Below are 25,674 nucleotides of genomic sequence, written 5' to 3' on the forward strand. Positions count from 1 at the left end.
CACCGAATGGATCGTTGCTGGTTACAGGGAAAACTGGGCGATGCGCTCCATGCAGTACTGTGTGCAACGGGTTACAACCTACGCTGGTTGCTGCGAGCAATGGTTCGCCTGGGGCTGAAGACGGCTTTTTTACGCATTTTATTGCTTCAGCTGGTCAATTCTATCAGGAGCGAACTTCTGACTGTTGATGTGAATACTCGGCATGCTAAATCTATATTAGCAGCCGGGTGAATTTTGCAGGGCCGACTAAGTAGTTTTATTTCGAGCAATTACAATTCCTCCTGATTTGAAAGCTTAGCCGGTTTGCTTTTCTCAGAGTCTATTTAAAAATTTGATATAGCGCGCGAGCCTGCGAGAGATAAGTTTTATATGGTGGTATAGATAAAGGCGAGAGCGGTTTTTGGCATGGTGTTCAAACTCCTCTTTGTGAGTCTTCGGTTAATGCCAGGCCATGCGAATGTGCGCTCAGCGATCTATCGTTTGGGCAGAACGAAGAAACCTTTGGCCGCATCGAAATGTTTGACGGTTTCAATAGGTCTTGGGCAGTTGTTTCGGGCGATGGGTCGGTATCAGGAGCTTTGAAACAGACTCTTAGAGCAATTGAACTTCGTTCGAGTTTTCACAAATCTGTCCAGAATTATGAAAGAGAGCCGATTGTGGGGGGGTACGGTAAAGGCAAGGCACGAAGTGATTTTTGCATCAATAAATGAGTAGCCAGATTATCCATGCGCTTACTCGGAAGAGATATCACGCTTTACTTATCGGTGATCCCTCTAAATCATAGAGGGTAGTATTAGTATTTTCGGAGCTTAGCTGTTGATCGTTTTTAAGAACCTATTTATTTCTATAGTGATAGAAATAGAATAAAATTTTATGTAAAGGGAAATTTATTCCGATAAATCTATGCTTTTAATTAGACTTGCAATTTATTTAGCATGATAAAATCTGCGCACTCTTGAAAATTCATAGTCTTAACCTTATTTACTATTTCTAAAGCGTAATCTTATGAGGAATGATTATCTCGAAAGAGTACTTACCGCCCGTGTTTATGATGTTGCTGTAGAAACACCACTGGAGGAGGCAGTTAATCTTTCAGCACGTATTCATAACCAAGTGTTTTTGAAACGTGAGGATATGCAACAGGTATTCTCATTCAAGTTGCGGGGTGCTTACAATAAAATGGCAAAGTTATCCCCTGCCATGCTCAAACGAGGTGTGATAGCCGCATCAGCTGGTAATCATGCGCAAGGTGTAGCGTTGGCTGCACAGAAATTGGGCTGTTCTGCCACGATTGTGATGCCTGTGACAACTCCTCAGATCAAGATCAATGCAGTGATGGCGCTTGGTGCAACGGTGTTGCTCTATGGTGATTCGTATAATGAAGCATATGAGCATGCTTTAGAGCTTACGCAGCAAGAGCATGCTACTTTTGTTCATCCTTATGATGATCCAGACGTTATTGCAGGGCAAGGAACAATCGGTATGGAGATCTTGCGTCAGCATGGAGCAGGAATTCACGCTATATTCGTGCCGGTAGGAGGGGGAGGACTTATTTCCGGAATTGCAGCATACGTAAAAAGGTTATATCCGGATACTAAGATTATCGGGGTTGAGCCAGTTGATTCGGATGCCATGTATCGTTCGTTGCAGAAAGGACGCCGCGTTAAACTTTCACAAGTGGGACTGTTTGCTGATGGTGTAGCTGTTAGACATGTTGGTAAGGAGACTTTTCGCTTGTGCCGGGAGCTGGTTGACGAGATTCTTTTGGTGGATTCGGATGCTATCTGTGCGGCTATTAAAGACGTATTTGAAGATACCCGTGCCATTCTTGAGCCTTCTGGAGCACTCTCTGTTGCTGGGTTAAAGGCCTATGTCGAACGTGAAAAATTACTTCATAAAACATTGGTGGCAATAGCATCAGGTGCCAACATGAATTTTGATCGTTTGCGCCATGTTTCTGAACGGGCAGAATTAGGTGAACAACGTGAGGCAGTAATGGCGGTCACGATTCCTGAGGAACCTGGTAGCTTCAAGAAGTTTTGCGCCATGTTGGGAACAAGGAGCATTACTGAATTCAATTATCGCTATGCAGATCCTAAAGTGGCTCATGTATTTGTTGGAGTATCAGTCCGTAATCGTGAAGAAGCGCTTGATTTGATCAGGGGTCTGGAAGCAAGTGGATTACACACCGAAGATCTGTGTGGTAATGAGATGGCAAAGTTGCATATTCGTCACATGGTAGGAGGACGCTCCAGAGACGTCAAAAATGAAATCCTCTATCGTTTTGAATTTCCTGACAGACCAGGTGCATTAATGAATTTTCTTGATAATATGAGCCATCTCTGGAATATCAGTTTGTTTCATTATCGTAATCATGGTGCGGATTTCGGGCGCGTGCTGGTGGGAATAGAAGTACCCCCTAGTGAGAAAGCTGATTTTAAAAATTTTCTTGATAATCTCGGTTATCGATACTGGGATGAAAGTAATAATCCAGCATATAAGCTGTTCTTGGTATAAATAACTAAATTCCGCAGAGCTTAATTGTTACTTGTACCATGGATACTTTACTCAGTTTGGCATTTAGATCTTTTTTGAAATTAATCCCGTGTATTTGTTAACATCACGCTACAATATCTTATTCTTCTACTTGTTTATTTTGATGATAATCCTGTTGGTGGATATGGATCCACTTAAAAAAATAAAGTAGAGTCTTTTATCTAATAATTAGAATTGAAATAAAACGGGGAGGGTTGTTCATGAGTGCCAAGGGTCAGCTGTTGCAAGATCCATTTTTAAATATTCTGCGGAAGGAACATATTCCAGTATCTATTTACTTGGTTAAAGGTATAAAACTGCAGGGACATATTGATTCATTTGATCAATATGTCGTGCTATTGAAAAACTCAGTTACACAAATGGTATATAAACACGCGATTTCTACAGTGGTTCCAGCTAGGGCTGTTGCCATTCCGATTGAAACACCCGTTGTACGTGATGACTGATTTCACAGAATTTATAACAGGTAAGAACAACACTGCCATCTTAGTAGGCCTCAATCTAGCCGATAGTGATAAAGAAAGCCTAGAAGAATTACGTCAGCTTGCCATGAGCGATCAGCTCGTGGTTGTGGCCATTGTGGAAGGAAGACGCTCGCGACCTGATCCTGCTACCTATGTTGGTGGCGGCAAGATAGATGAAATCTATCAACTTTTGAATCAGACCAACGCATCACTGGTGATATTCAATCATGATCTTTCTCCAATTCAGCAGCGAAATCTAACTGAGCGGCTGCAGTGCCAAGTTATTGATCGTGCTAGCCTGATTCTTGATATCTTTGCGCAGCGTGCTAAAAGCCGCGAAGGTAGATTGCAGGTTGAACTTGCTCAGCTAGAGTATCTTGCATCACGGTTGGTACGGGGATGGACTCACTTGGAGCGACAAAAGGGGGGGATTGGTCTGCGTGGTCCAGGCGAAACACAGCTTGAAACGGATCGACGGTTGCTAGCCAAGAGGGTTAAGTATCTGAGAGAAAAACTCAAAGAGCTTCAACGCCAGCGAAAAGTTCAGCGAAAGTCTAGGCAGCGTACTAAGGTGATGTCCATATCTATTGTTGGTTATACTAATGCAGGCAAGTCAACTTTATTCAATAGTCTAACTCGTGCTCAGGCATATGCAGCTGACCAGTTGTTTGCTACTCTAGATACAACAACACGTAGATTATTCATTCCGAACAATGGACATTTGGTTATTTCAGATACGGTTGGGTTTATTCGTGGACTGCCTCACACTTTAGTTGCTGCATTTCGCGCTACGTTGGAAGAAACAGCGCAAGCTGATATGCTCTTACACATAGTCGATGCGGCTAGTCCATCCCGCAATGAGCAAATTGCGGAGGTAAATAAGTTGCTTAAAGAAATTGGCGCGGAAACTATTCCGCAGATTTTAGTATTGAATAAAATTGATCTTGCTGAATCGAGCAGGACTGCAAATTATGTGCGGGATGAGTATGGTAGAATAACGTGTATTCGACTAAGTGCTAAGACTGGAGAAGGGTTAGAATTTATTAGACTGGCCCTGGCAGAAGCAATTGCGCAGAATTCTGTTGACTTAAGAGAGAATTTCTTGGAAGTTGGGAGAGTGAACGACAGTAGTGCTACAGCTTTTTTAGAACGAGAGGAAGGATTAAATTATCATGGGATTAAATGATCCTCAATGGGGAAGAAGGAAAGGTAATTCTAACCCACCAGATCTGGATGATGTGTTGCGTAATATCAGCAAAAGAATTAACGAAATTTTGGGCCGTAAGAGCGGTGGCGGCGATGAGGAGCCTGGGAGTGAAGGCCCCAAAAGACAAAGTAGCAGTGGTGGTGTTGTAGTTATCGTCATCTTGCTGCTAATTTTCTGGGCGGCTAGCGGTTTTTACATTGTTGACGAGGGGCAACGCGGTGTCGTGCTTCGCTTCGGTAAGCATGTTGATACTACTCAAGCGGGATTGCGTTGGCATATGCCTTACCCAATTGAAAAAGTGGAAGCTGTTAATGTTAGTCAGGTGCGTACGGTAGAAATTGGTTATCGGAACAATGTTAGAAGCAAAGTGCTGAAAGAGTCGCTGATGTTGACCGATGATGAAAACATTATTGATATCCAGTTTGCTGTGCAATACATATTAAATAACCCTGAGAGTTTCTTGTTTAATAATCGCGATCCTGACAACGCCGTGTTGCAAATCGCTGAGACGGCTATTCGTGAAGTTATCGGAAAAAACAAGATGGATTTTGTTTTATATGAGGGACGTGAGGAAGTGACCGCCCGGACAACACAAATAATGCAGACTATTCTGGATCGCTATCAGATAGGTATTACTGTCAGTAGAGTAACGATGCAGAATGCGCAACCGCCAGAACAGGTGCAGGCAGCATTCGATGATGCTGTTAAGGCTGGTCAGGATAGAGAGCGGCAACGTAATGAAGGTCAAGCTTATGCCAATGATGTGATTCCTAGAGCGAGAGGTGCCGCGGCACGTTTATTGGAAGAAGCAAGTGGGTATCAGCAACGTGTTATTTCTAGTGCAGAGGGTGATGTTAGCCGTTTTGAGCAGATCCTTGTCGAGTACAGTAAGGCGCCTGGTGTCACACGTGATCGCCTATATTTGGATATGATGCAACAAGTACTTTCCAATACCAGTAAAATTCTGATTGATCAAAAAGATGGGAACAACTTGCTGTATCTGCCACTGGATAAGTTGATTCAAATGGATGGAACCATGCCGAAACCACCCATGACGGTACAAACTCAAACTATTCAGGAAACGCCTGATGTGAGCACGCGTACGCGTGAATCATTCCGAAGTCGTGAACGGGAGGTAAGATAAAATGGGGAAATTATCATCAGTATTATCGGGTATAGTCGCAGTGCTAGTCTTGGTGGCGAGTTCTGCAGTATATATTGTTGATGAACGTGAACAAGCAATTTTGTTTCAATTAGGGGAAGTGGTTGGCGTAAAAACCTCGCCAGGGTTGTATTTTAAGATTCCTATATTACAGAATGTACACTACTTTGATTCCCGTATTCTTACCATGAGTACTGAAGAACCGGAACGCTTTATTACTTCAGAAAAAAAGAACGTTCTGGTGGATTTATTTGTGAAATGGCGCATCGTTGATGTGAAGCAATATTATATTAGTGTACGAGGAGATGAAATGTTGGCGCAGACTCGGTTGTCACAGACTGTGAACTCAAGTATGCGCGACGAGTTTGGTAACCGTACCGTGCATGATGTCGTTTCTGGTGAGCGAGATAAGATTATGGAAATCATGCGTCAGAAAGCTAATTTAGATGCAAAAAAAATCGGTGTTGAAGTAGTGGATGTGCGTTTGAAACGCGTTGATCTGCCACAAGAAGTTAGCGATTCAGTATATCGCAGAATGGAAGCTGAACGAAAACGGGTGGCCAATGAATTACGTTCTACAGGTGCTGCAGAAGCTGAAAAGATTCGTGCGGACGCTGACCGACAACGTGAAGTAATTTTGGCAGAAGCTTATCGGGAGGCGCAGAAAATTATGGGGGATGGCGATGGTCAAGCTGCTGCAATATATGCAGGCACCTTTGAAAAGAACTCTGAGTTTTATACGTTCTATCGAAGCATGGAAGCCTATAAGCAATCTTTCAAGAATAAGGGAGATATGTTAGTACTTGAGCCTAATTCAGAGTTTTTCAGATATTTGAATAGCGCGAATAGCGCGGCCAGTAAAAAAGTAAAATAGACTGAGTTGCTCAAACAGTGTATTGCATTTTATTCTAGTAAAAATTGATCTGGTAAAGTAAATAGCGTTACAGAAAATGCTAGATCACCAAGGATTTCGTTGGAGATATTGTCGTATGTGGGATACCTTTCTTATGGCCATTGCATTAATGTTGGTGTTGGAAGGTGTTTTTCCTTTTACATCCCCGAATGCTTGGCGCGATACTTTTAGAAAACTCATAGAACTGGAAGATGGCCAGATCCGATTTATAGGCCTGACTTCAATGGTGGTAGGGTTGATTGTGCTCTATTTGGTAAACTAAATTCCTGTATATCTTTCTTTTCTAAGCAGTGAATAAATTGAGCAGTTGCTAAATTACAAGAATGCGTAACTGGCTTCTTCCTGAATACGTCGAAGATGTTCTGCCATCTGAGGCATTACGAATCGAAAAAATGCGTCGCAGCATTCTGGATTTACTCCTTGTGCATGGTTATCTGTTTGTTATTCCGCCATTGCTCGAATATGTGGAGTCGTTATTGTCTGGCAGCGGGAGCGATATGGATCTGCGTATGTTCAAGGTGTTGGATCAATTAAGTGGCAGAATGATGGGATTACGAGCGGATACGACGCCACAAACTGTCCGGATAGATGCACACTTATTGAATGCTAAAGGGGTGATTCGCCTTTGTTACGCTAATAGTGTATTACATACTGCTCCTTGCGAAATTACACGTACTCGTGAACCATTTCAGATTGGTGCTGAATTATTTGGTCACCCTGGTTTGGAAAGCGATCTTGAGATTCAACGAGTAATGTTGAAATGTCTCGCGGTATCGGGGATTGACAAAATTCATCTTGATCTTGGGCATGTGGCTATTTTCCGAAGCCTGATTAAGGGTTCCGGAGTTCTCCCTGAGCTTGAAGTGGATTTGTACAATATATTACAAACCAAAGATACAGCTACTCTAAGGGAATTGTTATGCACTAGGCTTGATAAGCGACTGGATAAATCCATTCGGGAAGCTCTGATGCTTCTGCCTGAATTATATGGTGATAGAAAAATCCTTACACATGCTCGCAAAATGCTTCCTAATCATCCAGAAATCGAGAGTGCACTGAATCAGCTTGAAGTGATTGAGGAAGAATTGAAAACATATGTGGATAAAATAACTTTCGATTTATCTGATTTGCGTGGCTACCATTACCACACGGGAATGGTATTTGCTGCTTATACACAAGGAAGTGCCAATGCAATTGCGTTGGGTGGGCGTTACGATGAAATAGGTAAAGCGTTTGGAAGAGCAAGACCGGCTACTGGCTTTAGTATGGATTTACGGGAATTGTCGAGATTGACCACATTGGATACTTCCCCTAAAGGAATTCTGGCACCTTACGAAAGAAACGACAAGACACTGGAAAAAATAGTTGAGCAGCTAAGAGACGAAGGCCATATCGTTGTAACAGAATTGCCAGGAAATGAAAACGAAGAAGATACCTCCTACTATGACAGAAAACTTATCTTGCACAATGGTGTATGGGAAGTAGTGGGAATTTAACTTATCCATATATATATCAAGATAAAGAGATTCTGAGACATGACTAGAAATGTAGTAGTTATCGGGACACAGTGGGGTGACGAGGGAAAAGGTAAAATAGTCGATTGGCTAACTGATCATGCAGGGGGTGTCGTTCGCTTTCAGGGTGGTCATAATGCTGGGCACACGTTGGTAATCGGCAATAAAAAAACTATCCTACACCTCGTTCCCTCTGGAATTCTGCGTGAGAATGTTGTTTGCTATATTGGTAATGGCGTAGTACTGTCTCCACAAGCTTTGCTCGAAGAAATTGATATGCTAGAGGAGGCAGGCATTGATGTATGCCAGAGATTACGAATCAGTGAAGCTTGTCCACTCATATTACCCCATCACGTTGCACTTGATAGTGCACGAGAAACAGCCAGAGGTTTAGATAAAATCGGTACTACTGGCCGTGGTATCGGCCCAGCCTATGAAGATAAAGTTGCTCGACGTGCAATACGTTTGCAGGATTTACTTTGCCGTGAACGATTTATAGTCAAATTGGAAGAAATACTCGATTATCATAATTTTGTTCTAAAAAATTATTACCAAGTACCTACAGTCGATCTCAATAAAACGGTTGATGAAAGCCTCGCTCAGGCTGAGCGTATTAGACCTATGGTAGCAGATGTGCCGCAATTACTCTTTGAGATCAATAAAGAAGGTAACAATCTTCTATTTGAAGGTGCACAGGGAGCATTGCTAGATATTGATCATGGTACTTACCCTTTTGTGACATCTAGTAATTGTATTGCCGGTGCAGCAGCTTCTGGCAGTGGAGTAGGGCCACAGATGTTGCACTATGTTCTGGGTATTACTAAAGCATATACGACCCGCGTGGGCTCAGGTCCATTTCCTACTGAGCTTAATGACGCTGTAGGCGAGCATTTGGCCAGCCGTGGCAACGAGTTCGGCTCAACAACGGGCCGCCGCCGCCGTTGTGGTTGGTTTGATGCGGTAGCAATGAAACGCTCTACTCAGATCAATGGCGTATCAGGATTATGCATTACCAAATTGGATGTTCTTGATGGTATCGAAACCTTGAAACTCTGTGTGGGCTATAGATTAAATAGTAAAGGGACTGAACAGGAAAGATTTCTTAACATTCTACCAGCAGGCGCGGAAGAACTGATAGCCTGTGAGCCTGTCTATGAAGAGGTGCCTGGGTGGAGTAATAGTACTCAAGGATTAAGAGATTTCAGGCAGTTACCTAAAGCAGCGCAAAATTATCTGAAGCGTCTGGAAGAAGTCTGTGAGGTGCCGATAGATATGATTTCAACGGGACCTGATCGGGATGAGACTATTGTCTTCAGGCATCCATTTGAGTAATCTTTGTATTCATTCTTATCTGCTGTTTTCTTGCTTTCCCCATTCTTGAGTAAGCGTCCTGGAGAGTTCGTCCCACTTTCTTCTAGCTGCTTCCATTCTCGCATTTGCTTCTTTTGATTTCTCGTAAGTAATCTTGAGCTCTTGTTCAGCTTCTGCAGTTTTTTGTTTAAAATACTGCAGTCGCTCCTTTTTTACCTCGGTTTGCTGTTCAGCAATTCTTGCTTCACGCTCAACCTGCTTCATCTGCTCGTAAGCGAAGCTGGCTCTTTGCTGCAGACTGAGAATATCCTCAGCAGAAGCTAATGGGAATAGCGCTAAACTGAGTAAGAAAAATACGAGATATTTCATTCATTACCTCTACTGATCAAACTTGGTTTGAAGGATAGTTTCTATTTGAATAGGCAGATTATTTAAAAATTTGATTGTTGAGGTTATTGTACTCATTGAATTTATACCGTGCATTGTTTGTATAATTTAGTTGTAGAGAAGTTAAAATATTTTTGGAGAATATCTTATGCAATTAAGACTGATTAATTTAACACATATAATAGTTTTAATAATTTTAAGCATTTTTTTAGGTTTATTAACTATCTCGGCGCAGGCATCGTGTAAGGGATGTCTCTGTCCAGGTGATCCCTGTCGGTTATGTCCTTTACCTCCAATGGCTACTGATACAGTCGCAGCAGATGAGCCAGAAACATGTAGACGGATCCGGGAAGAAGTGATCCCGATATCATCACTACCTGGAAGTAATGAATATTTTGCTAGCCTTGATAAATCGACAATGGCTTGTATAAAAAACGGAGGAGATGTGATTAAAAATTCACGACGAAATCAGGAATTTACTTCAAGAGTTTACTGTAAGCCATATTTACCTTCCATAAAGTAATTGAGATTATAAATTTTAGCGAACATATTTCCTTACTTCTTAACTAATGATTGAGAATCTGTAAATCAAGGTACTTGATTAATAAATTATGGTTTCTGGTTGGGTTTTATCAATAGTTTCTTTTTTAATTCTTATATTTTTTATGGATGCATGATGAGTCATATTTTTATTGATATCTGCAGAAATAACTTGATAAAGAGAATGAAAAATAGGTCGCATATTTTTGATAATTTTCTCAATACACACCATTGAAGGAATACGTATACCTCGATGTTCGATAGGACTTCCAATAAATTGAATTTCTGCTCCAAGTTTATTAAAGTGATTTGCTAATCGCTCTTCAGTAAGCATAAATAGAAAATCTAAATTGTTTAGACGCGCCAATTCAATAGTACCAATAAAAAGACCAAGAGGAATGTAAGGAAAGCGGGAATGTGAATTTATTGGTCTTTTAAATTCTTCAGCGGAAATATTGATAGCTTTCTTTATTTCATCTTTACGGCGGCGAAATGTAGCAATGACTGCTAGGCGAGATACTTCGGCAATTTTATTCCGAGATAACTGAATAGAATTAATAATTGAGTGGTCCAATGTATCAGCACAAATTTTCTCAAATGGTAAAAATGAATGAGGTTCGTTTGTTTTTGTGCGGATTATACGAGCACAACCAATAAATCTATCAAATTTAATGCTTCGCATTAAAAGATGTAGAGCAGAAGTGTCATATTCATCAGTTTCAAACTTATTTGATCGTGGGGATTCAAAATTCAAATCCTCACAATAAACTTGATGGCGTATTCGATAGGCCTCATTTTTTAGCTCTTCTGACAGCGCTGGTACAATTTCAAAATATTCCTTAAAAGATGCCCCCAAGTTAGCCTTTTCTTGTAAAGACATGATTTGGTCCTCTTAAGACGATTTCTAATTTACAGAACTTTCGAGTAAAAATTACTCAAGTCTTTTTAGATAATTCTTAGTAAAAATTTTGTCAGGTAAATCCCGTAACTTCATATCGGAATAATCGAGTATCGATACTTCACCTTGCTTTAGTGCATCTTCCATAACAAGTCGTGTTGGGCGTTGCTTTCCTAAAATCATTTCATAATTTATATAACGGCAGGTTTTGAGAAGACGATTAGATAATGAATAGAATTTTGCGCGATAAGGCCGGAAACTTGACTTTTCTACCCAGAGCAAAACTTTCTGGTAAGTCACGCTACGATCTACCCCAGTGAGTTCTAACACATAATATTTTTCATTATCGATGGTATCAGTGCGTAAAAGCTGGGGATGGTAGTCACCAGTAAAGTTAGCTCGTGCAATATCACCGTTTGCTACTTGACCAGTTAAACGTTGAGAGAGAGAGAGACGGATCGGTTGAGAAACGCTAGGCATGAATATCCATAGATCGCGACCTTTCATCAGTATGGTTTGACCACGCTCAGAAGCGGGTTCTGTAATTCTTACAATGCTGTTTTCGTTCCCCTTGGATAGGACCTGGTATTTATGTAAATCATCAGGCATGTCCGGTGAGGTAGTTTGGATGTTGACATTGACCTGGAAGCTTTCGCGTGGGAAGCGTATTTCATCGGCCTTTTCCAGTATACTTCTGGCAAGTGCATCATTATCTTCTGCTTTAGTAGGTGCTGTTAGCAATGTTTGTAAGGATACCGATAAGAGAAGTACTGCCAAGATGGATTGTAATCGTAGTGCTTTCATATTTTAACTCCGTAAGAGTGGTAAATCATTTTTCCCCGGGGAGGGGTAGATACTACAGGGTAAAGTTCATGAGTATTGTTCGGTTTGAAAATGTGTTTAAAGAGTATATGTTAGGAGAGCAGCAAGTACAGGCACTTAAGGGAATTAATCTTGAGATCGAAGAGGGTGTTTTCTTGGCGATTGCAGGCCCCTCTGGTAGTGGAAAATCTACCATGCTGAATTTGATCGGTTGCATTGATACTCCATCTGCTGGAAAAGTATACATTAATGACCAGGATATAAGTGGTAAAACGCCCGATCAACTTTCAACGCTAAGAGCTAGAACTATCGGTTTTATTTTCCAAACATTTAACCTTTTTCCTGTGTTGTCAGCCGAGGAAAATGTCGAGTATCCACTTTTACAATTTAAAGAGTTGGGTGCCACAGAGCGTCGAGAAAGGACTGTGAAATTTCTCGACATCGTTGGCTTATCCAAGTTTGCACATCATCGTCCCAATCAACTCAGCGGTGGGCAGCGTCAGCGAGTTGCTATCGCACGGGCATTAGTAACACACCCAAAAATTATTCTGGCGGATGAACCGACCGCAAATCTTGACCACAGGACTGGTGAAGGTATTTTAGAGTTGATGAAAGAAATCAATCGTAGAGACAAAACTACTTTTATTTTCTCGACGCATGATGCGCGCGTGATGGCAATGGCTGATCAAGTGATACGTATTGAAGATGGTCAACTTATCAAAGGAGTTTTTGTCTAGAGAGGAGGACGGATATAAAGTTTCTTTCTCATTGATCAGAAAAGGATAATGGGTGATTTGCGCAAAGAAATTCAGGAAATTTGAATTATTGGTCTTATTTCTAATAAGAGCTACTTTAGGCATAAGCAGTGTCAGTGCGTTCAGTTCTGGGAATATCGAAACGCCTGCATCAATAACCAAGACAGTAGCCAGATTAGATAAAGCAGAAGATGCCACGACACTTGAAGATTTGTTTGAAGATGATAGCGTATCAGCTAAGCCACAAAAACACTTTAAACAAACATCAACTTGGCGTGGATTCTCACAATTTGAGTTGGCGCATGCTTATGATGATCCGGAACATTTATCCAAAATGCGCTTACGTACCGAATTGTCGAACCTTGGGCAACTGAGTCAACATGTGAAATGGAAGATCAGTGGTCGTATTGATTATGATGCAGTATATGATATCTCTAATTTTTACCCGAGATCGGTTCGTGAAGATCAGCGTTTTGAGTTTTTACTACGAGAAAATTACCTGGATATTTCCAAGGGGGACTGGGATTTTCGTATTGGCAGACAGCACATCATTTGGGGTGAAATGGTTGGACTGTTTTTTGCAGACGTTGTCTCAGCCAAGGATATGCGTGAATTCGTTCTGCCCGATTTTGACATATTGCGTATACCGCAATGGGCTGTACGAACGGAATATTCAAAAAATGATTTTCACGCGGATTTGATATGGATACCGTTTGCTACAATCGACAAGATAGGGAAGCCGGGTGCTGAATTTTATCCGCTGGTCTATCCACCGACAGCTACCTTTGTGGATGAGGACCGTTCTAAACGCAATCCAGCCAATTCTAATTATGGCATTCGCCTTTCACAGCTTATCAATGGCTGGGATATTTCAGCCTTTTATTACCATAGCCTCGATGCATCACCCACTTTTTATCTAGTGAGCGGCACGTCTGATCAACCTGTTTTTCAGCCACGCCATGACAAGATTGACCAGATAGGGTGGACGGTGACCAAAGATCTAGGTCCGGCAGTACTGAAAGGAGAATTTGTTTATACCAATGGCCGCCAGTTCAATGTTAAGCGATTATCCCAGCCTGATGGGTTGGTGCATCAGGATGTTATTGATTACGCTTTGGGTATTGATTTTCACCTGCCTGCAGATGTGCGCATGAACTTGCAATTCATTCAGCGTGTTTTTCTGGCATATGATCGTGATATTTTTGCAGATAAATGGGAAAATGGAGCCAGCATTCTTCTTCATGGGAAGTTCTGGCGTGATTTTGAAGCACAAACCTTACTGATTCATAGTTTGAATCGCAGTGAATTTATGCTGCGACCAAGGCTTACCTGGAATTTTGCAAGGAACTGGCGAATGGCCGTTGGTGGAGATATGTTTTCTGGCCCACCGACAGGTCTTTTTGGTCGATTTGCCAATAATGACCGTGTTTACACTGAATTTCGTTTTTCGTTTTAATTAATAATTCTGCCGTAGCGCCTCTACAACTTGCATGCGCGAAACCTGTCTTGCTGGAAGTAGCGCTGCAAGAACTGTTGCACTTAGTCCAATAATAAAAGCCATTAACAAAACAGATGGAACAATTTGAATTTGGGCCGTATAGCCAAGATCGGCATTAGGTGGCGGTGGCATTGAAATGCCGATAGCTGATATGGCAAATGCCAGTAATATGCCTATTCCTACACCTATGCTACTACCAATTACTCCAAGCAGAAGACTTTCACTTAAGATCAATTGAAATACTTGATTGCTGCGATTACCCAACGCCATCATAGTGCCAAATTCTCCTACTCTTTCAAAAATACTCATGTTGATGCTATTGGCGACACTGAGCAGCACCATGATCAGAATAATGAGCTGCAGTACGCCAAATTGCCCTTTATACAATTCAACAGTTTTCTCATAGAAATCATTCAGCTCCATCCATGTCTTAATCTCTAGTCCTGCGGCGCCAAGGCGCGCTGCAAGGCGGATAGTGATTGGGTCAGTATCCTCGGTTCTCTTTAATAGCACCACAAATGCATTGACACCTTGTGTACCAAGCAACTCCTGTGCTGCTGCTAGCGGGATTTTGACAGCGCGAGCATCGTAATCATTGGAGAAGCTCTGAAATGTGCCGATTATCTCGAAATCAAGGCTGTTTAGTGCACCTTCAAGCGTGTTCACAAGTAAAGTTACATAATCACCTGGTTTAAGGTTTAAAGCATGTGCAACACCTTTTCCAAGCATGATGCCGAATGCATCCTCATTGGTCAACTGCCGCCCAGTGGTGATCAGTACTGAGCTGCCGAGCTTAGCTTCCATTTCGGGCTGTACTCCCTCCCCGATGATGGATAAATCGCTGCGACCATTGTTAAGCAGTCCAGAGAAATTAAGCCGTGCCATAACACTGTCAAATTTTTCGACACCTACTTCTTCAACGATCTGTTTTTTAACATTATCAGGTTCTGTAATCAGATACTTCTCAGGGGAACGTGATCCTGTATCGTAGTATCCTTGCTTGTAAATTTGTAAGTGCCCTGATTGTGAATGAATTAACGCTTCGCCTAATTGTACAAAAATATCGTTGACCCATCCTCCAGCCAGAATAATACCGACAGTACCACAAATAATCGCAATCAGTGTCATTGCTGTGTGCTTCTTCTGGCGAAGAATATTACGTAAAGCGAGTTTGAGCATGATACTCACCGGTTATGGCGTAGCGCATCAACAATTTGCATGCGAGATGCCTTCCAAGCTGGATAAATGCTGGCGAACAAGGTAGTTGCTACAGCCAAGACTAGTGATTCTAGAGCTATATCAAAAGTTACGAGGATTTGTCCAGTGTAACCACGTGCCATGCCTGGTGGGGGAGGCATCGGGATACCAATATTCGAAATGATTGCAGCTAGTAATAATCCAATTGACAAACCAATTAATCCACCAAGGCATCCGATTAGTACGCCTTCGTTCAGAAACATACGCATGATATTTATACGTTTCACCCCAAGTGCCATAGCTGTACCGATTTCACCGATGCGTTCCATCACGCTTATGCTCATCGTATTGAAGATACTAAGTAAAATGATCAAAGCAATGATTACTTTGATCGCCAGGACTTGTTTGGTAAACAGTACGATAGTTTTGTTATAGAAATCAGCCAGCGCATACCAAGGCACTACCTCGAACTTATCCTGGGGCAGGCTATTGCGGAGTTTTGCAAGAACATAATCTGTTTGCTCCGTATCATTCAGCAAAACAATCCAGCTATGCGTGCCTTGAGTGCGAAGTAATTGTCGGGCTGTTTCGATAGGAATTCGTATGGCACTATCATCGTAAGATTTGGTGACAGTGGAAAACAATCCTCCAACAAAAACCTCGATTGCATTAATTCCTCCCGCTGCAGAGTTAACCAAAAGTACGACTTGGTCGCCTACCTTTAAACCTAGATTACGCGCTAATCCTTCCCCAACAATAATATGGAAAGGATGATCAATAGACAAGGGGTTACCCTCAGAAATTTGTAAAGCATCTCCAAATGCTCGCTGCTCTCGTGGATCGATACCATCACCGATAAATGAAAGAGTAGATTCGTCACGGCTGATCAGTCCGTTAAACGAAAGACGTGGGACGATTATTTTGATTTGATCTGAGTTATCGCCAGCTGTATTTAAGTTTGGTGGAGTATTTGGTAGCAGAAAAGCTAAAGGATCAGCTTTTCCTGCATCGTGATAGCCTGGGTAAACAATCTGTAAATGGCCGAGCTGTGATCTGATGGAAGTTTCACGAAAATCAAGAAAAATCCATTGAATGAATCCACTTGATAGAATCAATGCTGTAATACCAAATGCTACCGCACTTACTGAAATCGCACTGCGTCGCTTTTGGCGTATAAGATTACGGAATGCTAAACTAAGAATGAGCCAATATAGTTTCACTAAAAATGACCTTTTTTGTTTTGTAGCTCTATTCTGTTTTTTTTACGCTGGCGAAGATTAAAGATATCCGATATGCCTAATCATATCTAACTATTATCTCTTGTCACGCAAATCCACTCATTTAGTCTAAATAATTTATGAGTATCGTTTTCCAGAATATAGAAAGGTGAATTATTATCGAAGATAACTCTTATTCGCAATAAGAATTGTCTTTTTAAAAAATTTATTATTTCTTGGTTTGATCATTCCAAAGTTTTTGGTTTGTGATTGGAGAGTAAAGTAAGTGAACACTTTTTTTGATTATGATGCTGCTTTTTCACGCAATATAGGATGGGTGACTGATAAGGAGCAAATGATTCTGCGTAACAAACGCATCGCGATAGCTGGAATGGGGGGGGTCGGTGGTGGGCATTTACTTACTTTATCAAGATTAGGTGTTGGTGCATTCAATATTGCTGATTTCGATACCTTTGACATCGTAAATTTTAATAGACAAGCAGGAGCCACAATATCTTCCCTTAATAAACCAAAAGTGCAAGTACTTGCAGATATGGCTCGTGACATTAATCCGGAGCTGAATCTTCGGCAATTCCCAGAAGGTGTCAATTCATCAAATATCGATGATTTTCTAGAAAACGTTGATCTTTATATAGATGGACTCGATTTTTTCGCAGTTTCAGCGCGTCGGGCTGTTTTTGCTGCTTGTCATCGTATGAATATCCCTGCAATTACAGTAGCTCCGTTGGGCATGGGAGCTGCTGTGCTAGTTTTTTTGCCGGATGCGATGTCTTTTGAACAGTATTTTTGTTTGGAAGGATGTGATGAAGAAGAGATGCTTATTCGCTTCTTGCTCGGTCTGTCGCCAGTAATGTTGCAACGTCGCTATTTGATCGATCCATCTCGTGTAAATTTTGCAGAGCGCAAGGGTCCATCAACTATTGCTGCTTGTCAGCTCTGTGCTGGCCTGGCAGCGACGGAAGCTCTCAAGATCTTACTTGGTCGAGGAAAATTGATTGTTGTCCCATGGAGTTATCAATTTGACGCGTATCGTAATAAATTTGTGAAAACCTGGCGTCCTGGCGGAAATCGCAACATTATACAGCGTGCTGGTCTATGGGTGCTTCGGAAGCAACTAGCGCGTATGAAAACTTATGGGAGGAGAGATGGCTAGTCGTGAAATATTGTTTAAAATCCTAGATCTGGCAAGATGGGCGCCAAGTGGTGATAATACCCAGCCATGGCGCTTCGAAATAGCGGGGAATAATCACATCGCTGTACACGGATATGATACCCGTGAGTGGTGCGTATACGATTATCAAGGGCGTGCTAGTTACATGGCACATGGCGCTCTACTTGAAACACTGCGCATAGCAGCAACTAATTTCGGGCTGCATGCGACATGGACATATCGCTCTGGAACACCTGATACTGCCCCTGTTTATGATGTATATCTTGTAGATAGTCCTCTGATGCCCCCTGATTCACTGGTACCATTCATTGAAACACGCACCGTCCAGAGACGGCTGATGAGAATGATGCCTTTGACAATTCAGCAGCACATGGCATTACAAGCAGCTTTGTTCCCTGGCTATAGCATACAGTTCTTTGAGTCTTTTGCCGATCGCATCAGACTGGCCCACCTTCTTTGGGATAATGCGCATATACGTTTAACTTGTCCAGAAGCCTATGAAGTGCATAAGGAAATTATCGAGTGGGGCGTGCGGTTCAGTCAAGATCGTATCCCGGAGCAAGCTGTAGGTGTTGATCCTGTAACTGCACGGTTGATGCGCTGGGTCATGCAGCGCTGGGAAAGATTGGATTTCTTTAACCGATACCTATTTGGCACAATAATACCGCGAATACAGCTTGACGCCCTGCCGGCTATCTTTTGCGCAGCACATCTGCTCATCAGAGCTGAAAAGCGCCCTCAGACGCTGATTGATTTTGTTCATGCAGGTAGTGTTATGCAGCGAGTCTGGCTGACATGTGCTGCAAACGGGCTATTTTTGCAACCAGAGATGACCCCCCTCATCTTTAAATGGTATGCCGATCAGAAAAGTAACATATCCCGCTTAAATTCGGTCAATCAGGCAGTGTTGAGATTGGCAGATCGTGTTGATATCTGTATGAATTCAAGACAGGATTATCCTTTTTTTCTGTGTCGAATTGGCTCTTCGATAAAACCCTCATCGCGCTCCACTCGTAAGGTGCTGAAGGATTTGATGCTGGTTCGTCAATGAGTGTCGGTTTTTTTTACAGAATAACTATCCAAGAAAAACGTAATAATATGTAACTTGTTGATAATATTATCGTGGCATGGGTTTTGCTTGAGATATAGTGAGAAGGATTTTTTATAAACAGTCTGAATATATGGAGAAAAAAATGAAACTGAGAAAATTTGCATCAGTAACTGCAATCGCTGGTTCCATTATGGCAGTCAGCTTGCCGGCAAATGCATTGGTGATACAGGATGGCTGGCAAATGAATCTTCCTGGTGGAAATGTAAATAACATTGGCCATCTTGTTGTTTCAGGAGGCCAAACTACTATTACACAGGAGTTGGATGCTGGTGGAAATATCGTCGTTGGTTCTAGATTTGAAAATTTTGGTGGCTTATTTTCCATTACTATGACGCCCGAGAATTGCGTGGGTGGCTGCGATTTTGGTGCACCAACAGTTCTACCCAATACCCTCGAGTATAGTTTTAGTGGTTTATCTGGTACGGTAACCAGCTTTAATCCAGGAACTGGAGCGGTTGGTTTTGTTTTTGATGCTGGAGTCGGATCTGCACAATTGACCGCGAATGGAGGAGGTGTGTTAGCCACATTTACTCCACAAAGCCCTTCAGGTGGTTCGCTGGCAAACTTCTTCGGTGCGGTTAATACCAGCGGAACATCAAATCTGTTATTTTCACTAGCTTCAGTAGCAAACCCAAATCTGTTCCAGAATTTGCTCGGCAATAATTTATTGCCAGGGTCGACTTTTTTTGCTATTGACACGACAAATCAGATATTTTCACCAGCGTCTGCTCCTTCCCAATGTGGATTGTTTGATGTTGGGGATCTATGCACGACCCTCGTAGTAACACAGCAAGGTAAAATTGATGCCTTGGTTCAAGGCCAAGTGCCAGAGCCTAGTATTCTGGCATTATTGGGGCTGGGCATTCTGGGTATGGGGGTTACAGCCAGACGTCGTGTAAATCATAGCTAATTTTCAATAATTAGGCTCTTTGACCCCCATATCAATATGTATGGGGGTTTTTATTTTTTTCATCTTTGACTATAGAAATATTTTGATAAAATTGTAAGTATTTCAAGTAATTCCAGTATCCAAAAAATATATTCTTTTTATTTACAAGCTTCTCACGCTGAAAAATTTCATGGATTTTGGGCAAATTGCAGTAAGCGACGCCAGGGAAAAGGTGGTGATATGGGTGCAGTGAGAAATTGAGATTAGGTAATAGCAGTTTTTCCCACCAGCTCAAAATGATAAGGGGAGACGATTGATTGACATTTGCTCCTGGTAAATTGTAGATGTGCTCGGTGATTGCACCAAGGCGAATAATAATGGGAAAAACAGTTATCAGTGGCAGTATCCAATAGATCAGAAAGATATTCCATGTTTCGGTGTAAACTGCTACACCTGTCACAATTAAATAAAAAGCTGGTTGCGGCCATCTTGGCGTTGAGTAGGTGCGCTTGAAAATACCTATTTCGTTTAGCTGTTTCTCTTTCAATAATTTTATGAAACTTAGACCAATTAAATCTCTCGCTAGAAGCTTGGCAAGATGACTTGGTTTCATGGGAAATGTCCAGTCTGCCCCTGATTTTCGTAAAAAATCAGGGTCCTTGTCAGTGAAATAATACTTATGGTGAGATAAGTGAGCATTAGCGTAACCCTGAGTAGTAATTCCCAATGGATAGGCGGCCAATAAATTTGCTATCAGATCACCATATTGACCTTGGAAACTAAGTAAATGAGTTTGTTCGTGAACAAGTAAGGCCAGGATATTTTGACGGGTCGCAATGACTACGATAGCAACGATGCTCATCCAAATAGTGTCCATATGAATGGCTAATGCTATGGTTGTTAGAATTACACTCCATGCACCAATCACTTGTAATAAAAATGCTTTTGGCTGCGCACCGCAAAGCCCTTGAATTTCGGCGCGTGCCTGATTAGATAAACTACTTTTGTCACCTAGAAGTGCGGGTGGAAGATGATGCAATTTATTCATAAATGTTTTTTCTAAAATTATTGTGTAAATAGTAAATTCAATTTATATCGGCACATTTTTTGAGTTTTTGATGTCGATATAAGTTTAAATTGAATGGCTGACGTGAACGGTAAACGGTGAATGTAGATTGTGATACTGTATAGCAAGGAATCGACATGCTTTGGATAGTAAAGTTGAGGAAGGTGAGCGATCCGGCCGTACACGGAATTATTGATAGTATGAGTAAGGTGGTGTAAAGACAATCAAGTTTACGCCACGCTAAAGGCAGGGACTGGTTATTGCTTAACTGAAAAACAATAATCGATGATACAGAGGAAGATCTGATGTAAGACACTTGGAGCTGTTGGGGATGGAGTTTGTGTTATGGAATCGGATGGCAATGATGCATCTCGTAAATCGAGTGTTCTCGTCATCGTAACCCATTTAACTTTTTTGTTAATCTGATAGCCGGGCTGGTAGCTTACGCATCCCGGGAGAAAAAACCCTTACTTAATATCAGACTCTCTCAAGCTCTTCCAGTCGTGCTGATATGATCTTTATGTCGAACTCACACTGGTTAGATTACCCATGAGGGCCGCAAAAAGATCATTAACTTGGCTGTTGCCATACAATGACGTGAATGGATTGATGGTCTTTGGAATAAATCCAAGGCTTTTGATCTCCCAGTCAAATTTATCCCAATACTCTCTCCTTGATCAGCTTTAATGGAAAATCTGGACTTATTTAGTAATTAAAACCTTATTCTGGCTGGATTGCATAGCTGTTTTTTCGCGATATTCCTCGTACTGAGAGATAAAAATTGTATGCATTTGCATTATTGCCTGCTTCTTTGTTATTCCCTAGCATCACCATGCAAGTCTACATAAATTGTTGCAGGGAGTGCTTCAAAATCCGCCCCCATTGATTTGCAAAATTTCATGCTCTTATCTTTTAAGCATTGCCCTGGAATCAAACTAAGGCTTCTGCTTATTTAGCTTTCTTTATAAAAGAAATAACTTTCAACTCGGTCGCGTATTTTGTGGTGAGGCGTAAGTGTCACCTATGGTAAGTAATAGAATGAGGGGAGGGATATGAATGCAATTAAGTTAATCGAATTTTCTATTTTCGCTTTATTCTTATTTTTCCAGAATGCGTATGCAGCTGGCTGGGAGAAAATAGAGGTGCCGAATGTTGAGATGACTGTCATTGATGATAATGGCCAATATATAGATATTAAACCCGGGTGTGCTTTCAGTTACTTGCCTGATGAAGCGGGATTGCCAAACAAACCCTTTCATTTTTACTATAGGCAAGGAAAGAATGACAAGATCCTGATTTATTTCAATGGTGGAGGTGCATGCTGGAATGATGCCACCTGTATTACTTCATTAAAGCTTACTGAGTTAGGCGGGAGGCCTATTTATAATCCATCGATGGATTTAGAAAATACACCAGACGAAATAAATGGAATAGTTGATTTCAATCACCCAAATAATCCCGTGGGAGACTGGAGTATGGTATTCATTCCTTATTGTACGGGTGACTCTCATATAGGTTCCAGTGATACTTTATACAATGATCTTCCTAATCCTCTCGGATTTGTTAATGGGGGGAATCCCTTGATGGTCCAGCATCGTGGGTTTGATAATTTCATGGTTGTCCGAGAATGGCTAAAAAATAAATCCGATAGAAAAAAGGTAGAGCATGTATTGATATCTGGCTCTAGTGCTGGATCTTATGGTGCTCTGCTCAATTTTTCCCGCTTGCATAGTCTTTATCCAAGAAACACTAAGGTGGCTTTATTGGCGGATGCAGGGGCAGGGGTATTTACGCAGCATTTCTTGGATTCAGTATTTAACCCGGGAGGCCCATGGGGGGGTGAGAATACTTTGGCAACCTGGATCCCTGGCATTAATCAGTACAGTACATATGATGCTGCAACATTTTATGGAAATATCATGACTGGTATGGCGGGTTATTTTCCAAAAAGTCGGTTTGCCCACTATACGACAGCCTGGGATGTTATTCAGGTTCTGTTTTTAAATGTAATGAAGCAAACAGATATAGGATCCGTCAATCCGAATGAGTGGAATGAGATTCCGCAGGATACATGGTATGAATGGAACGACAGGATGCTGGATACATTTAATATGATGACTCTGGCTGATAACGTTAGGTATTACATTGGGGCAGGAACGTTCCATACGGGCCTAACTGATTTATTCAAGCCAATATTAGGCTACTTTTATTTAGAGAATAGTGCAGCAAATGTCTTTTTAACTGACTGGGTGAAGCGACTTATCACAGATGACAAGAAAAGTGAGCTAAAGAATCTGAAATGTGATGGCGCTTGCGAAGCGCCCGCTATCTCCTATTGATCCGGCAAGCTGAATTGTGAGGTTCTTATACAATACATCTTACACAGCAGGGGGCTTGGAAGAATTTTTAACACATTAGAGGATTGCTCCAGTATATGTATATATTCAGCTTTCAAAGTTTTCAATCTGACTGGCGGTATTATTGAGTATGAATCATTTTTGTGAAATATTTCGTACCGGCTATGACTTGTTAGTATCTTTGCTTGCGAAATTAACTTGAGCTATTGTTAATACAAGAAAGCCAGAGCTGAATGAGGGTGAGTATCATTGGAGAGCTTTCTGATCGATCTCTGCCGAATTCTATTAACGATACTATCTTCCTTATGCTGACTTAGAAAATAAGGATAAATGGATTTCTTGCTGCACTTAGTTAGTCCGGCTAGTGTGGCGATTTGATCTCGCATGTAATTAAGGTCTAAATGAAGTAGTACTGCAGGCGCATCAACGCGTTGGCAGATACGTTGCTCGCCAATTTGGTGAAATCCCAACATACGCTTGTAGAATAGAGCGTGGCGAGGATTGATTTCGATAAATGCATCTTCAACGCCGTAAATAAAGTATGCATATATATATGCAATATGAAATAGAGAAGCAAACACTTCTTTTGAGCCTGAGTTAGGATTAAAAGCAAGTTTTGACACTTCACATGCATACTTACCCCTATTGCGGAAAGAGTCAATCTCTGGCTTATATAGTTGATCAGCAAGCAGGCCTTCACTTGAGTCAATGGTTAGCGTGAGTGTTCCTAGAAGTTGTTGCTGTCCGTTGCATGCTTCAAAAGTAAATTGGTGGGGATTGTGTGAAAAGCTCGAAGTACTCTCAGTACAATAGCCGCGAGAAGCATACATACGTTTGATAAGCGTACTTGTTTTGATTCGTTGTTTAAATGAGTTAACTAGATAGATGCTGTAGCCATTTTGCTCAAGAAGCATGTGGTCTTGCTGGGTGTTTTCATCTTGCTTCTTTTCGAAAAGAGTTGTGTTGTCACTTCGGTAGTGAGGGGTAGTGATGTGACGCTGATTTTTTCTTAGAGAGATTATCTCTGAGTTAGATAAGTATAAATCGGAGTAAGGTGTGTTAAGTGGGGATTTGGCAGAGTAGGGTGTCTTTGCTATTGATTTTGGTATTGTTGTCTGCGTCGTATTCTGCATTAGTATTACCTCATGTAATCAAGTCGAAAGGCTATCGAATTGCTTGGCATTTTTACTGCAATCAGTATTAGTGCTAATAGGCAAATCGATAAGTAATTATTAAGATGTGATTTTCAATATTGTTTATTAGTAAATTAAGCAATATTCATGCCACTATATTTTGATATAGTTTAATCATAAGGTTATGGGATATTTGTGAAGAGAATAAGAAAAAATTGTCGTCAATAACTGACTATATTTTATATATAATTTATAATTTATTGTTTTTAAAGGATTTATAATGTCTCTAGTTAGAGACATATAAAAATAAATGAAAATAATAAATAATGCTTGATGTGATTTGTTTATAGATAAATAAAATTTTGATTACTAGAAAAAATTTACCAATGAATGGTTAGGATTTTTGATAAGACCATCTTTCTTCGCTTTTACTAATTAAATTAAGGCCCTATTTGCGTTAAATGTGGGAAGGAGGCTAGAATTTCCCAAGCGATTAAATTTGTTGATATTTACCATGAAACCCACGGACTTTCAAAAATGGTTGGCACAGTCTGATATGTTAACGCCATCCCAGCGGCAACGCGCCTTGGATGCGCTTCCCACTTCGAATATTGGTCAGGCGAGCTACAACCTTATCGAGGAACGAATTGCTGATGAGAGGAAGTGCCTCATTGTCATATACCGGGAGGCACGCGACATGGGATGGCGAATGGTCTTCAGCGCTACCGGTGCAATCATTGTGGTCGCACTTTCAACACGTTGACAGGCACGCAAATGGCAAGGCTTCACAAGAAAGAAAAGTGGTTGGATTATGCACAGTCTATAAAAGAGGGTGAGACTATCAAAAAAAGCGGCTCGGCGCCTGAGGTATCCCCACAAAATATCATTAAGAAACAATGTATTGTTGGATGGAGTTCAGATAAAAATCAGATCAAGCCGTTCTGAGCATAAAATTTCTTTCTAAAATAATAACCTGGAAGGATAAATTTATGTCGATTATTGATCTGCTGCATAACTTATTGAAAGAAAAAGTTCCCGGCATTCATGCTACCCGTCTCCAAGCTCTGATGGCTTGCTGTTCAGGCTGGTTTGAAAGGAGCGTCTGTATCGATTACGCAGCTCGGGCGGTCGCTTTCCGGACCTGCCTATATCAAACACAAAATCAAACGTATGGATCGCTTAGCCGGCAATTACCATCTCAACAGCGAACGCATGGAGATATACGGCGCCATGACCCGATGGCTATTGCAATCCCTGCCCATGCCCTTGATCCTTATCGACTGGTCGCCCCTGACAACAGATCAGCATCAGCAACTCTTACGAGCGGCTTTGCCTACGGGAGGGCATTCCGTTACCTTGCACGAAGAAATTCATCCCGTTAAGAAACTGAGCAACCGTCGGATACAGCAGCGATTTCTTAGGAGTTTGCAAGCATTGCTACCAGCCGATGTAGCGCCTATCATCGTTGCTGATTCTGGATTTCGC

22 protein-coding genes and 2 pseudogenes are annotated in these 25,674 nt (G+C 41.4%); 17 read left to right on the top strand and 7 right to left on the bottom strand.

The window, feature by feature from the left end; all coding sequences use genetic code 11:
- From BLW34_RS11785 to BLW34_RS11825, 9 genes and pseudogenes are all read left to right on the top strand, one after another.
- A pseudogene (locus BLW34_RS11785) lies at positions 1 to 231 on the top strand (hypothetical protein); the annotation flags it as partial.
- Between the two features lie 774 nt (positions 232 to 1,005).
- Positions 1,006 to 2,517, top strand: a complete 1,512-nt coding sequence (gene ilvA, locus BLW34_RS11790) for a threonine ammonia-lyase, biosynthetic (RefSeq protein ID WP_090579809.1) — start codon at positions 1,006 to 1,008, stop codon at positions 2,515 to 2,517.
- A 239-nt stretch (positions 2,518 to 2,756) separates the two neighbouring features.
- Positions 2,757 to 3,002 (top strand): RNA chaperone Hfq, encoded by a 246-nt coding sequence (hfq, locus tag BLW34_RS11795; RefSeq protein ID WP_090579811.1) that lies wholly within the window; start codon positions 2,757 to 2,759, stop codon positions 3,000 to 3,002.
- Positions 2,995 to 4,206 (top strand): GTPase HflX, encoded by a 1,212-nt coding sequence (gene hflX, locus BLW34_RS11800; protein ID WP_090579814.1) that lies wholly within the window; start codon positions 2,995 to 2,997, stop codon positions 4,204 to 4,206. Before hfq ends, hflX begins: the two co-directional genes overlap by 8 nt.
- Positions 4,193 to 5,371: an FtsH protease activity modulator HflK gene (hflK, locus tag BLW34_RS11805; protein WP_090579817.1), complete on the top strand. Its 1,179-nt coding sequence runs from the start codon at positions 4,193 to 4,195 to the stop codon at positions 5,369 to 5,371. Before hflX ends, hflK begins: the two co-directional genes overlap by 14 nt.
- A 1-nt stretch (position 5,372) precedes the next feature.
- A complete protein-coding gene (hflC, locus tag BLW34_RS11810; protein ID WP_090579820.1) occupies positions 5,373 to 6,263 on the top strand; it encodes a protease modulator HflC in 891 nt (296 codons plus the stop codon).
- 115 nt (positions 6,264 to 6,378) lie between these two features.
- Positions 6,379 to 6,564: a DUF2065 domain-containing protein gene (locus tag BLW34_RS11815; RefSeq protein WP_090579823.1), complete on the top strand. Its 186-nt coding sequence runs from the start codon at positions 6,379 to 6,381 to the stop codon at positions 6,562 to 6,564.
- Positions 6,565 to 6,625: 61 nt separating this feature from the next.
- On the top strand, positions 6,626 to 7,798 hold the full coding sequence (locus tag BLW34_RS11820) for an ATP phosphoribosyltransferase regulatory subunit (RefSeq protein ID WP_090579826.1): 1,173 nt from the start codon (positions 6,626 to 6,628) through the stop codon (positions 7,796 to 7,798).
- A 39-nt stretch (positions 7,799 to 7,837) separates the two neighbouring features.
- Positions 7,838 to 9,148: an adenylosuccinate synthase gene (locus tag BLW34_RS11825; protein WP_090579829.1), complete on the top strand. Its 1,311-nt coding sequence runs from the start codon at positions 7,838 to 7,840 to the stop codon at positions 9,146 to 9,148.
- A gap of 15 nt (positions 9,149 to 9,163) precedes the next feature.
- Here the strand turns inward: BLW34_RS11825 and BLW34_RS11830 are convergent, their stop codons facing one another.
- The 3 genes from BLW34_RS11830 to BLW34_RS11845 form a co-directional block, all read right to left on the bottom strand.
- Entirely contained in the window at positions 9,164 to 9,496 is a 333-nt protein-coding gene (locus tag BLW34_RS11830) for a hypothetical protein (RefSeq protein WP_090579831.1), read from the bottom strand.
- A 619-nt stretch (positions 9,497 to 10,115) separates the two neighbouring features.
- Positions 10,116 to 10,934 carry a PEP-CTERM/exosortase system-associated acyltransferase gene (locus BLW34_RS11840; RefSeq protein WP_090579838.1) on the bottom strand — a complete coding sequence of 273 codons (819 nt, stop codon included), beginning with the start codon at positions 10,932 to 10,934 and terminating at the stop codon, positions 10,116 to 10,118.
- Between the two features lie 51 nt (positions 10,935 to 10,985).
- The gene (locus BLW34_RS11845) at positions 10,986 to 11,756 is read right to left on the bottom strand and encodes an outer membrane lipoprotein-sorting protein (protein WP_090579841.1); all 771 of its coding nucleotides are present in this window, start codon (positions 11,754 to 11,756) and stop codon (positions 10,986 to 10,988) included.
- A gap of 68 nt (positions 11,757 to 11,824) precedes the next feature.
- Here BLW34_RS11845 and BLW34_RS11850 point away from each other — a divergent pair, with 68 nt between their 5' ends.
- Both BLW34_RS11850 and BLW34_RS11855 read left to right on the top strand, forming a co-directional pair.
- Positions 11,825 to 12,511: an ABC transporter ATP-binding protein gene (locus BLW34_RS11850; protein ID WP_090543664.1), complete on the top strand. Its 687-nt coding sequence runs from the start codon at positions 11,825 to 11,827 to the stop codon at positions 12,509 to 12,511.
- An 88-nt stretch (positions 12,512 to 12,599) separates the two neighbouring features.
- Positions 12,600 to 13,985 (top strand): DUF1302 family protein, encoded by a 1,386-nt coding sequence (locus tag BLW34_RS11855; protein WP_177166024.1) that lies wholly within the window; start codon positions 12,600 to 12,602, stop codon positions 13,983 to 13,985.
- On the opposite strand, the gene BLW34_RS11860 is transcribed toward BLW34_RS11855, so the two are convergent.
- Together BLW34_RS11860 and BLW34_RS11865 are read right to left on the bottom strand one after the other, a co-directional pair.
- Complete coding sequence (locus tag BLW34_RS11860; protein ID WP_090579845.1) at positions 13,986 to 15,206, bottom strand: ABC transporter permease; 1,221 nt, start codon at positions 15,204 to 15,206, stop codon at positions 13,986 to 13,988.
- A 5-nt stretch (positions 15,207 to 15,211) separates the two neighbouring features.
- Positions 15,212 to 16,444 (bottom strand): ABC transporter permease, encoded by a 1,233-nt coding sequence (locus BLW34_RS11865; RefSeq protein WP_090579848.1) that lies wholly within the window; start codon positions 16,442 to 16,444, stop codon positions 15,212 to 15,214.
- A gap of 283 nt (positions 16,445 to 16,727) precedes the next feature.
- Here BLW34_RS11865 and BLW34_RS11870 point away from each other — a divergent pair, with 283 nt between their 5' ends.
- The 3 genes from BLW34_RS11870 to BLW34_RS11880 all read left to right on the top strand — a co-directional run bounded on the left by BLW34_RS11870 (position 16,728) and on the right by BLW34_RS11880 (position 19,654).
- Positions 16,728 to 17,615: a ThiF family adenylyltransferase gene (locus BLW34_RS11870; protein WP_090579851.1), complete on the top strand. Its 888-nt coding sequence runs from the start codon at positions 16,728 to 16,730 to the stop codon at positions 17,613 to 17,615.
- A complete protein-coding gene (locus tag BLW34_RS11875) occupies positions 17,608 to 18,684 on the top strand; it encodes a nitroreductase family protein (RefSeq protein WP_090579854.1) in 1,077 nt (358 codons plus the stop codon). Before BLW34_RS11870 ends, BLW34_RS11875 begins: the two co-directional genes overlap by 8 nt.
- A 142-nt stretch (positions 18,685 to 18,826) precedes the next feature.
- The gene (locus tag BLW34_RS11880) at positions 18,827 to 19,654 is read left to right on the top strand and encodes a PEP-CTERM sorting domain-containing protein (protein ID WP_177166025.1); all 828 of its coding nucleotides are present in this window, start codon (positions 18,827 to 18,829) and stop codon (positions 19,652 to 19,654) included.
- Between the two features lie 31 nt (positions 19,655 to 19,685).
- On the opposite strand, the gene BLW34_RS11885 is transcribed toward BLW34_RS11880, so the two are convergent.
- Entirely contained in the window at positions 19,686 to 20,681 is a 996-nt protein-coding gene (locus tag BLW34_RS11885) for a fatty acid desaturase (RefSeq protein WP_090579860.1), read from the bottom strand.
- A 1,070-nt stretch (positions 20,682 to 21,751) separates the two neighbouring features.
- Here BLW34_RS11885 and BLW34_RS11890 point away from each other — a divergent pair.
- Positions 21,752 to 23,038 (top strand): pectin acetylesterase-family hydrolase, encoded by a 1,287-nt coding sequence (locus tag BLW34_RS11890; protein WP_090579863.1) that lies wholly within the window; start codon positions 21,752 to 21,754, stop codon positions 23,036 to 23,038.
- A gap of 227 nt (positions 23,039 to 23,265) precedes the next feature.
- Here the strand turns inward: BLW34_RS11890 and BLW34_RS11895 are convergent, their stop codons facing one another.
- Complete coding sequence (locus BLW34_RS11895) at positions 23,266 to 24,189, bottom strand: N-acyl amino acid synthase FeeM domain-containing protein (protein WP_090579866.1); 924 nt, start codon at positions 24,187 to 24,189, stop codon at positions 23,266 to 23,268.
- 514 nt (positions 24,190 to 24,703) lie between these two features.
- Between BLW34_RS11895 and BLW34_RS11900 the strand changes: the two genes are divergently transcribed.
- Positions 24,704 to 24,952, top strand: a complete 249-nt coding sequence (locus BLW34_RS11900) for a hypothetical protein (RefSeq protein WP_143037921.1) — start codon at positions 24,704 to 24,706, stop codon at positions 24,950 to 24,952.
- Between the two features lie 326 nt (positions 24,953 to 25,278).
- Positions 25,279 to 25,674: pseudogene (locus tag BLW34_RS11905) on the top strand (IS4 family transposase); the annotation flags it as partial.

The organism is Nitrosomonas sp. Nm58, from assembly GCF_900107335.1.
GTDB lineage: Bacteria > Pseudomonadota > Gammaproteobacteria > Burkholderiales > Nitrosomonadaceae > Nitrosomonas.

Excerpts from the sequence above, each read along its gene's own strand:
- hfq (WP_090579811.1), top strand. The coding sequence starts at position 2,757 with ATGAGTGCCAAGGGTCAGCTGTTGCAAGATCCATTTTTAAATATTCTG.
- BLW34_RS11900 (WP_143037921.1), top strand. The coding sequence starts at position 24,704 with ATGAAACCCACGGACTTTCAAAAATGGTTGGCACAGTCTGATATGTTA.
- ilvA (WP_090579809.1), top strand. The coding sequence starts at position 1,006 with ATGAGGAATGATTATCTCGAAAGAGTACTTACCGCCCGTGTTTATGAT.
- BLW34_RS11845 (WP_090579841.1), bottom strand. The coding sequence starts at position 11,756 with ATGAAAGCACTACGATTACAATCCATCTTGGCAGTACTTCTCTTATCG.
- hflC (WP_090579820.1), top strand. The coding sequence starts at position 5,373 with ATGGGGAAATTATCATCAGTATTATCGGGTATAGTCGCAGTGCTAGTC.
- BLW34_RS11895 (WP_090579866.1), bottom strand. The coding sequence starts at position 24,189 with ATGCAGAATACGACGCAGACAACAATACCAAAATCAATAGCAAAGACA.
- hflX (WP_090579814.1), top strand. The coding sequence starts at position 2,995 with ATGACTGATTTCACAGAATTTATAACAGGTAAGAACAACACTGCCATC.
- BLW34_RS11815 (WP_090579823.1), top strand. The coding sequence starts at position 6,379 with ATGTGGGATACCTTTCTTATGGCCATTGCATTAATGTTGGTGTTGGAA.
- BLW34_RS11885 (WP_090579860.1), bottom strand. The coding sequence starts at position 20,681 with ATGAATAAATTGCATCATCTTCCACCCGCACTTCTAGGTGACAAAAGT.
- BLW34_RS11840 (WP_090579838.1), bottom strand. The coding sequence starts at position 10,934 with ATGTCTTTACAAGAAAAGGCTAACTTGGGGGCATCTTTTAAGGAATAT.
- BLW34_RS11830 (WP_090579831.1), bottom strand. The coding sequence starts at position 9,496 with ATGAAATATCTCGTATTTTTCTTACTCAGTTTAGCGCTATTCCCATTA.
- BLW34_RS11875 (WP_090579854.1), top strand. The coding sequence starts at position 17,608 with ATGGCTAGTCGTGAAATATTGTTTAAAATCCTAGATCTGGCAAGATGG.
- BLW34_RS11890 (WP_090579863.1), top strand. The coding sequence starts at position 21,752 with ATGAATGCAATTAAGTTAATCGAATTTTCTATTTTCGCTTTATTCTTA.
- hflK (WP_090579817.1), top strand. The coding sequence starts at position 4,193 with ATGGGATTAAATGATCCTCAATGGGGAAGAAGGAAAGGTAATTCTAAC.
- BLW34_RS11860 (WP_090579845.1), bottom strand. The coding sequence starts at position 15,206 with ATGCTCAAACTCGCTTTACGTAATATTCTTCGCCAGAAGAAGCACACA.
- BLW34_RS11850 (WP_090543664.1), top strand. The coding sequence starts at position 11,825 with ATGAGTATTGTTCGGTTTGAAAATGTGTTTAAAGAGTATATGTTAGGA.
- BLW34_RS11825 (WP_090579829.1), top strand. The coding sequence starts at position 7,838 with ATGACTAGAAATGTAGTAGTTATCGGGACACAGTGGGGTGACGAGGGA.
- BLW34_RS11820 (WP_090579826.1), top strand. The coding sequence starts at position 6,626 with ATGCGTAACTGGCTTCTTCCTGAATACGTCGAAGATGTTCTGCCATCT.
- BLW34_RS11880 (WP_177166025.1), top strand. The coding sequence starts at position 18,827 with ATGAAACTGAGAAAATTTGCATCAGTAACTGCAATCGCTGGTTCCATT.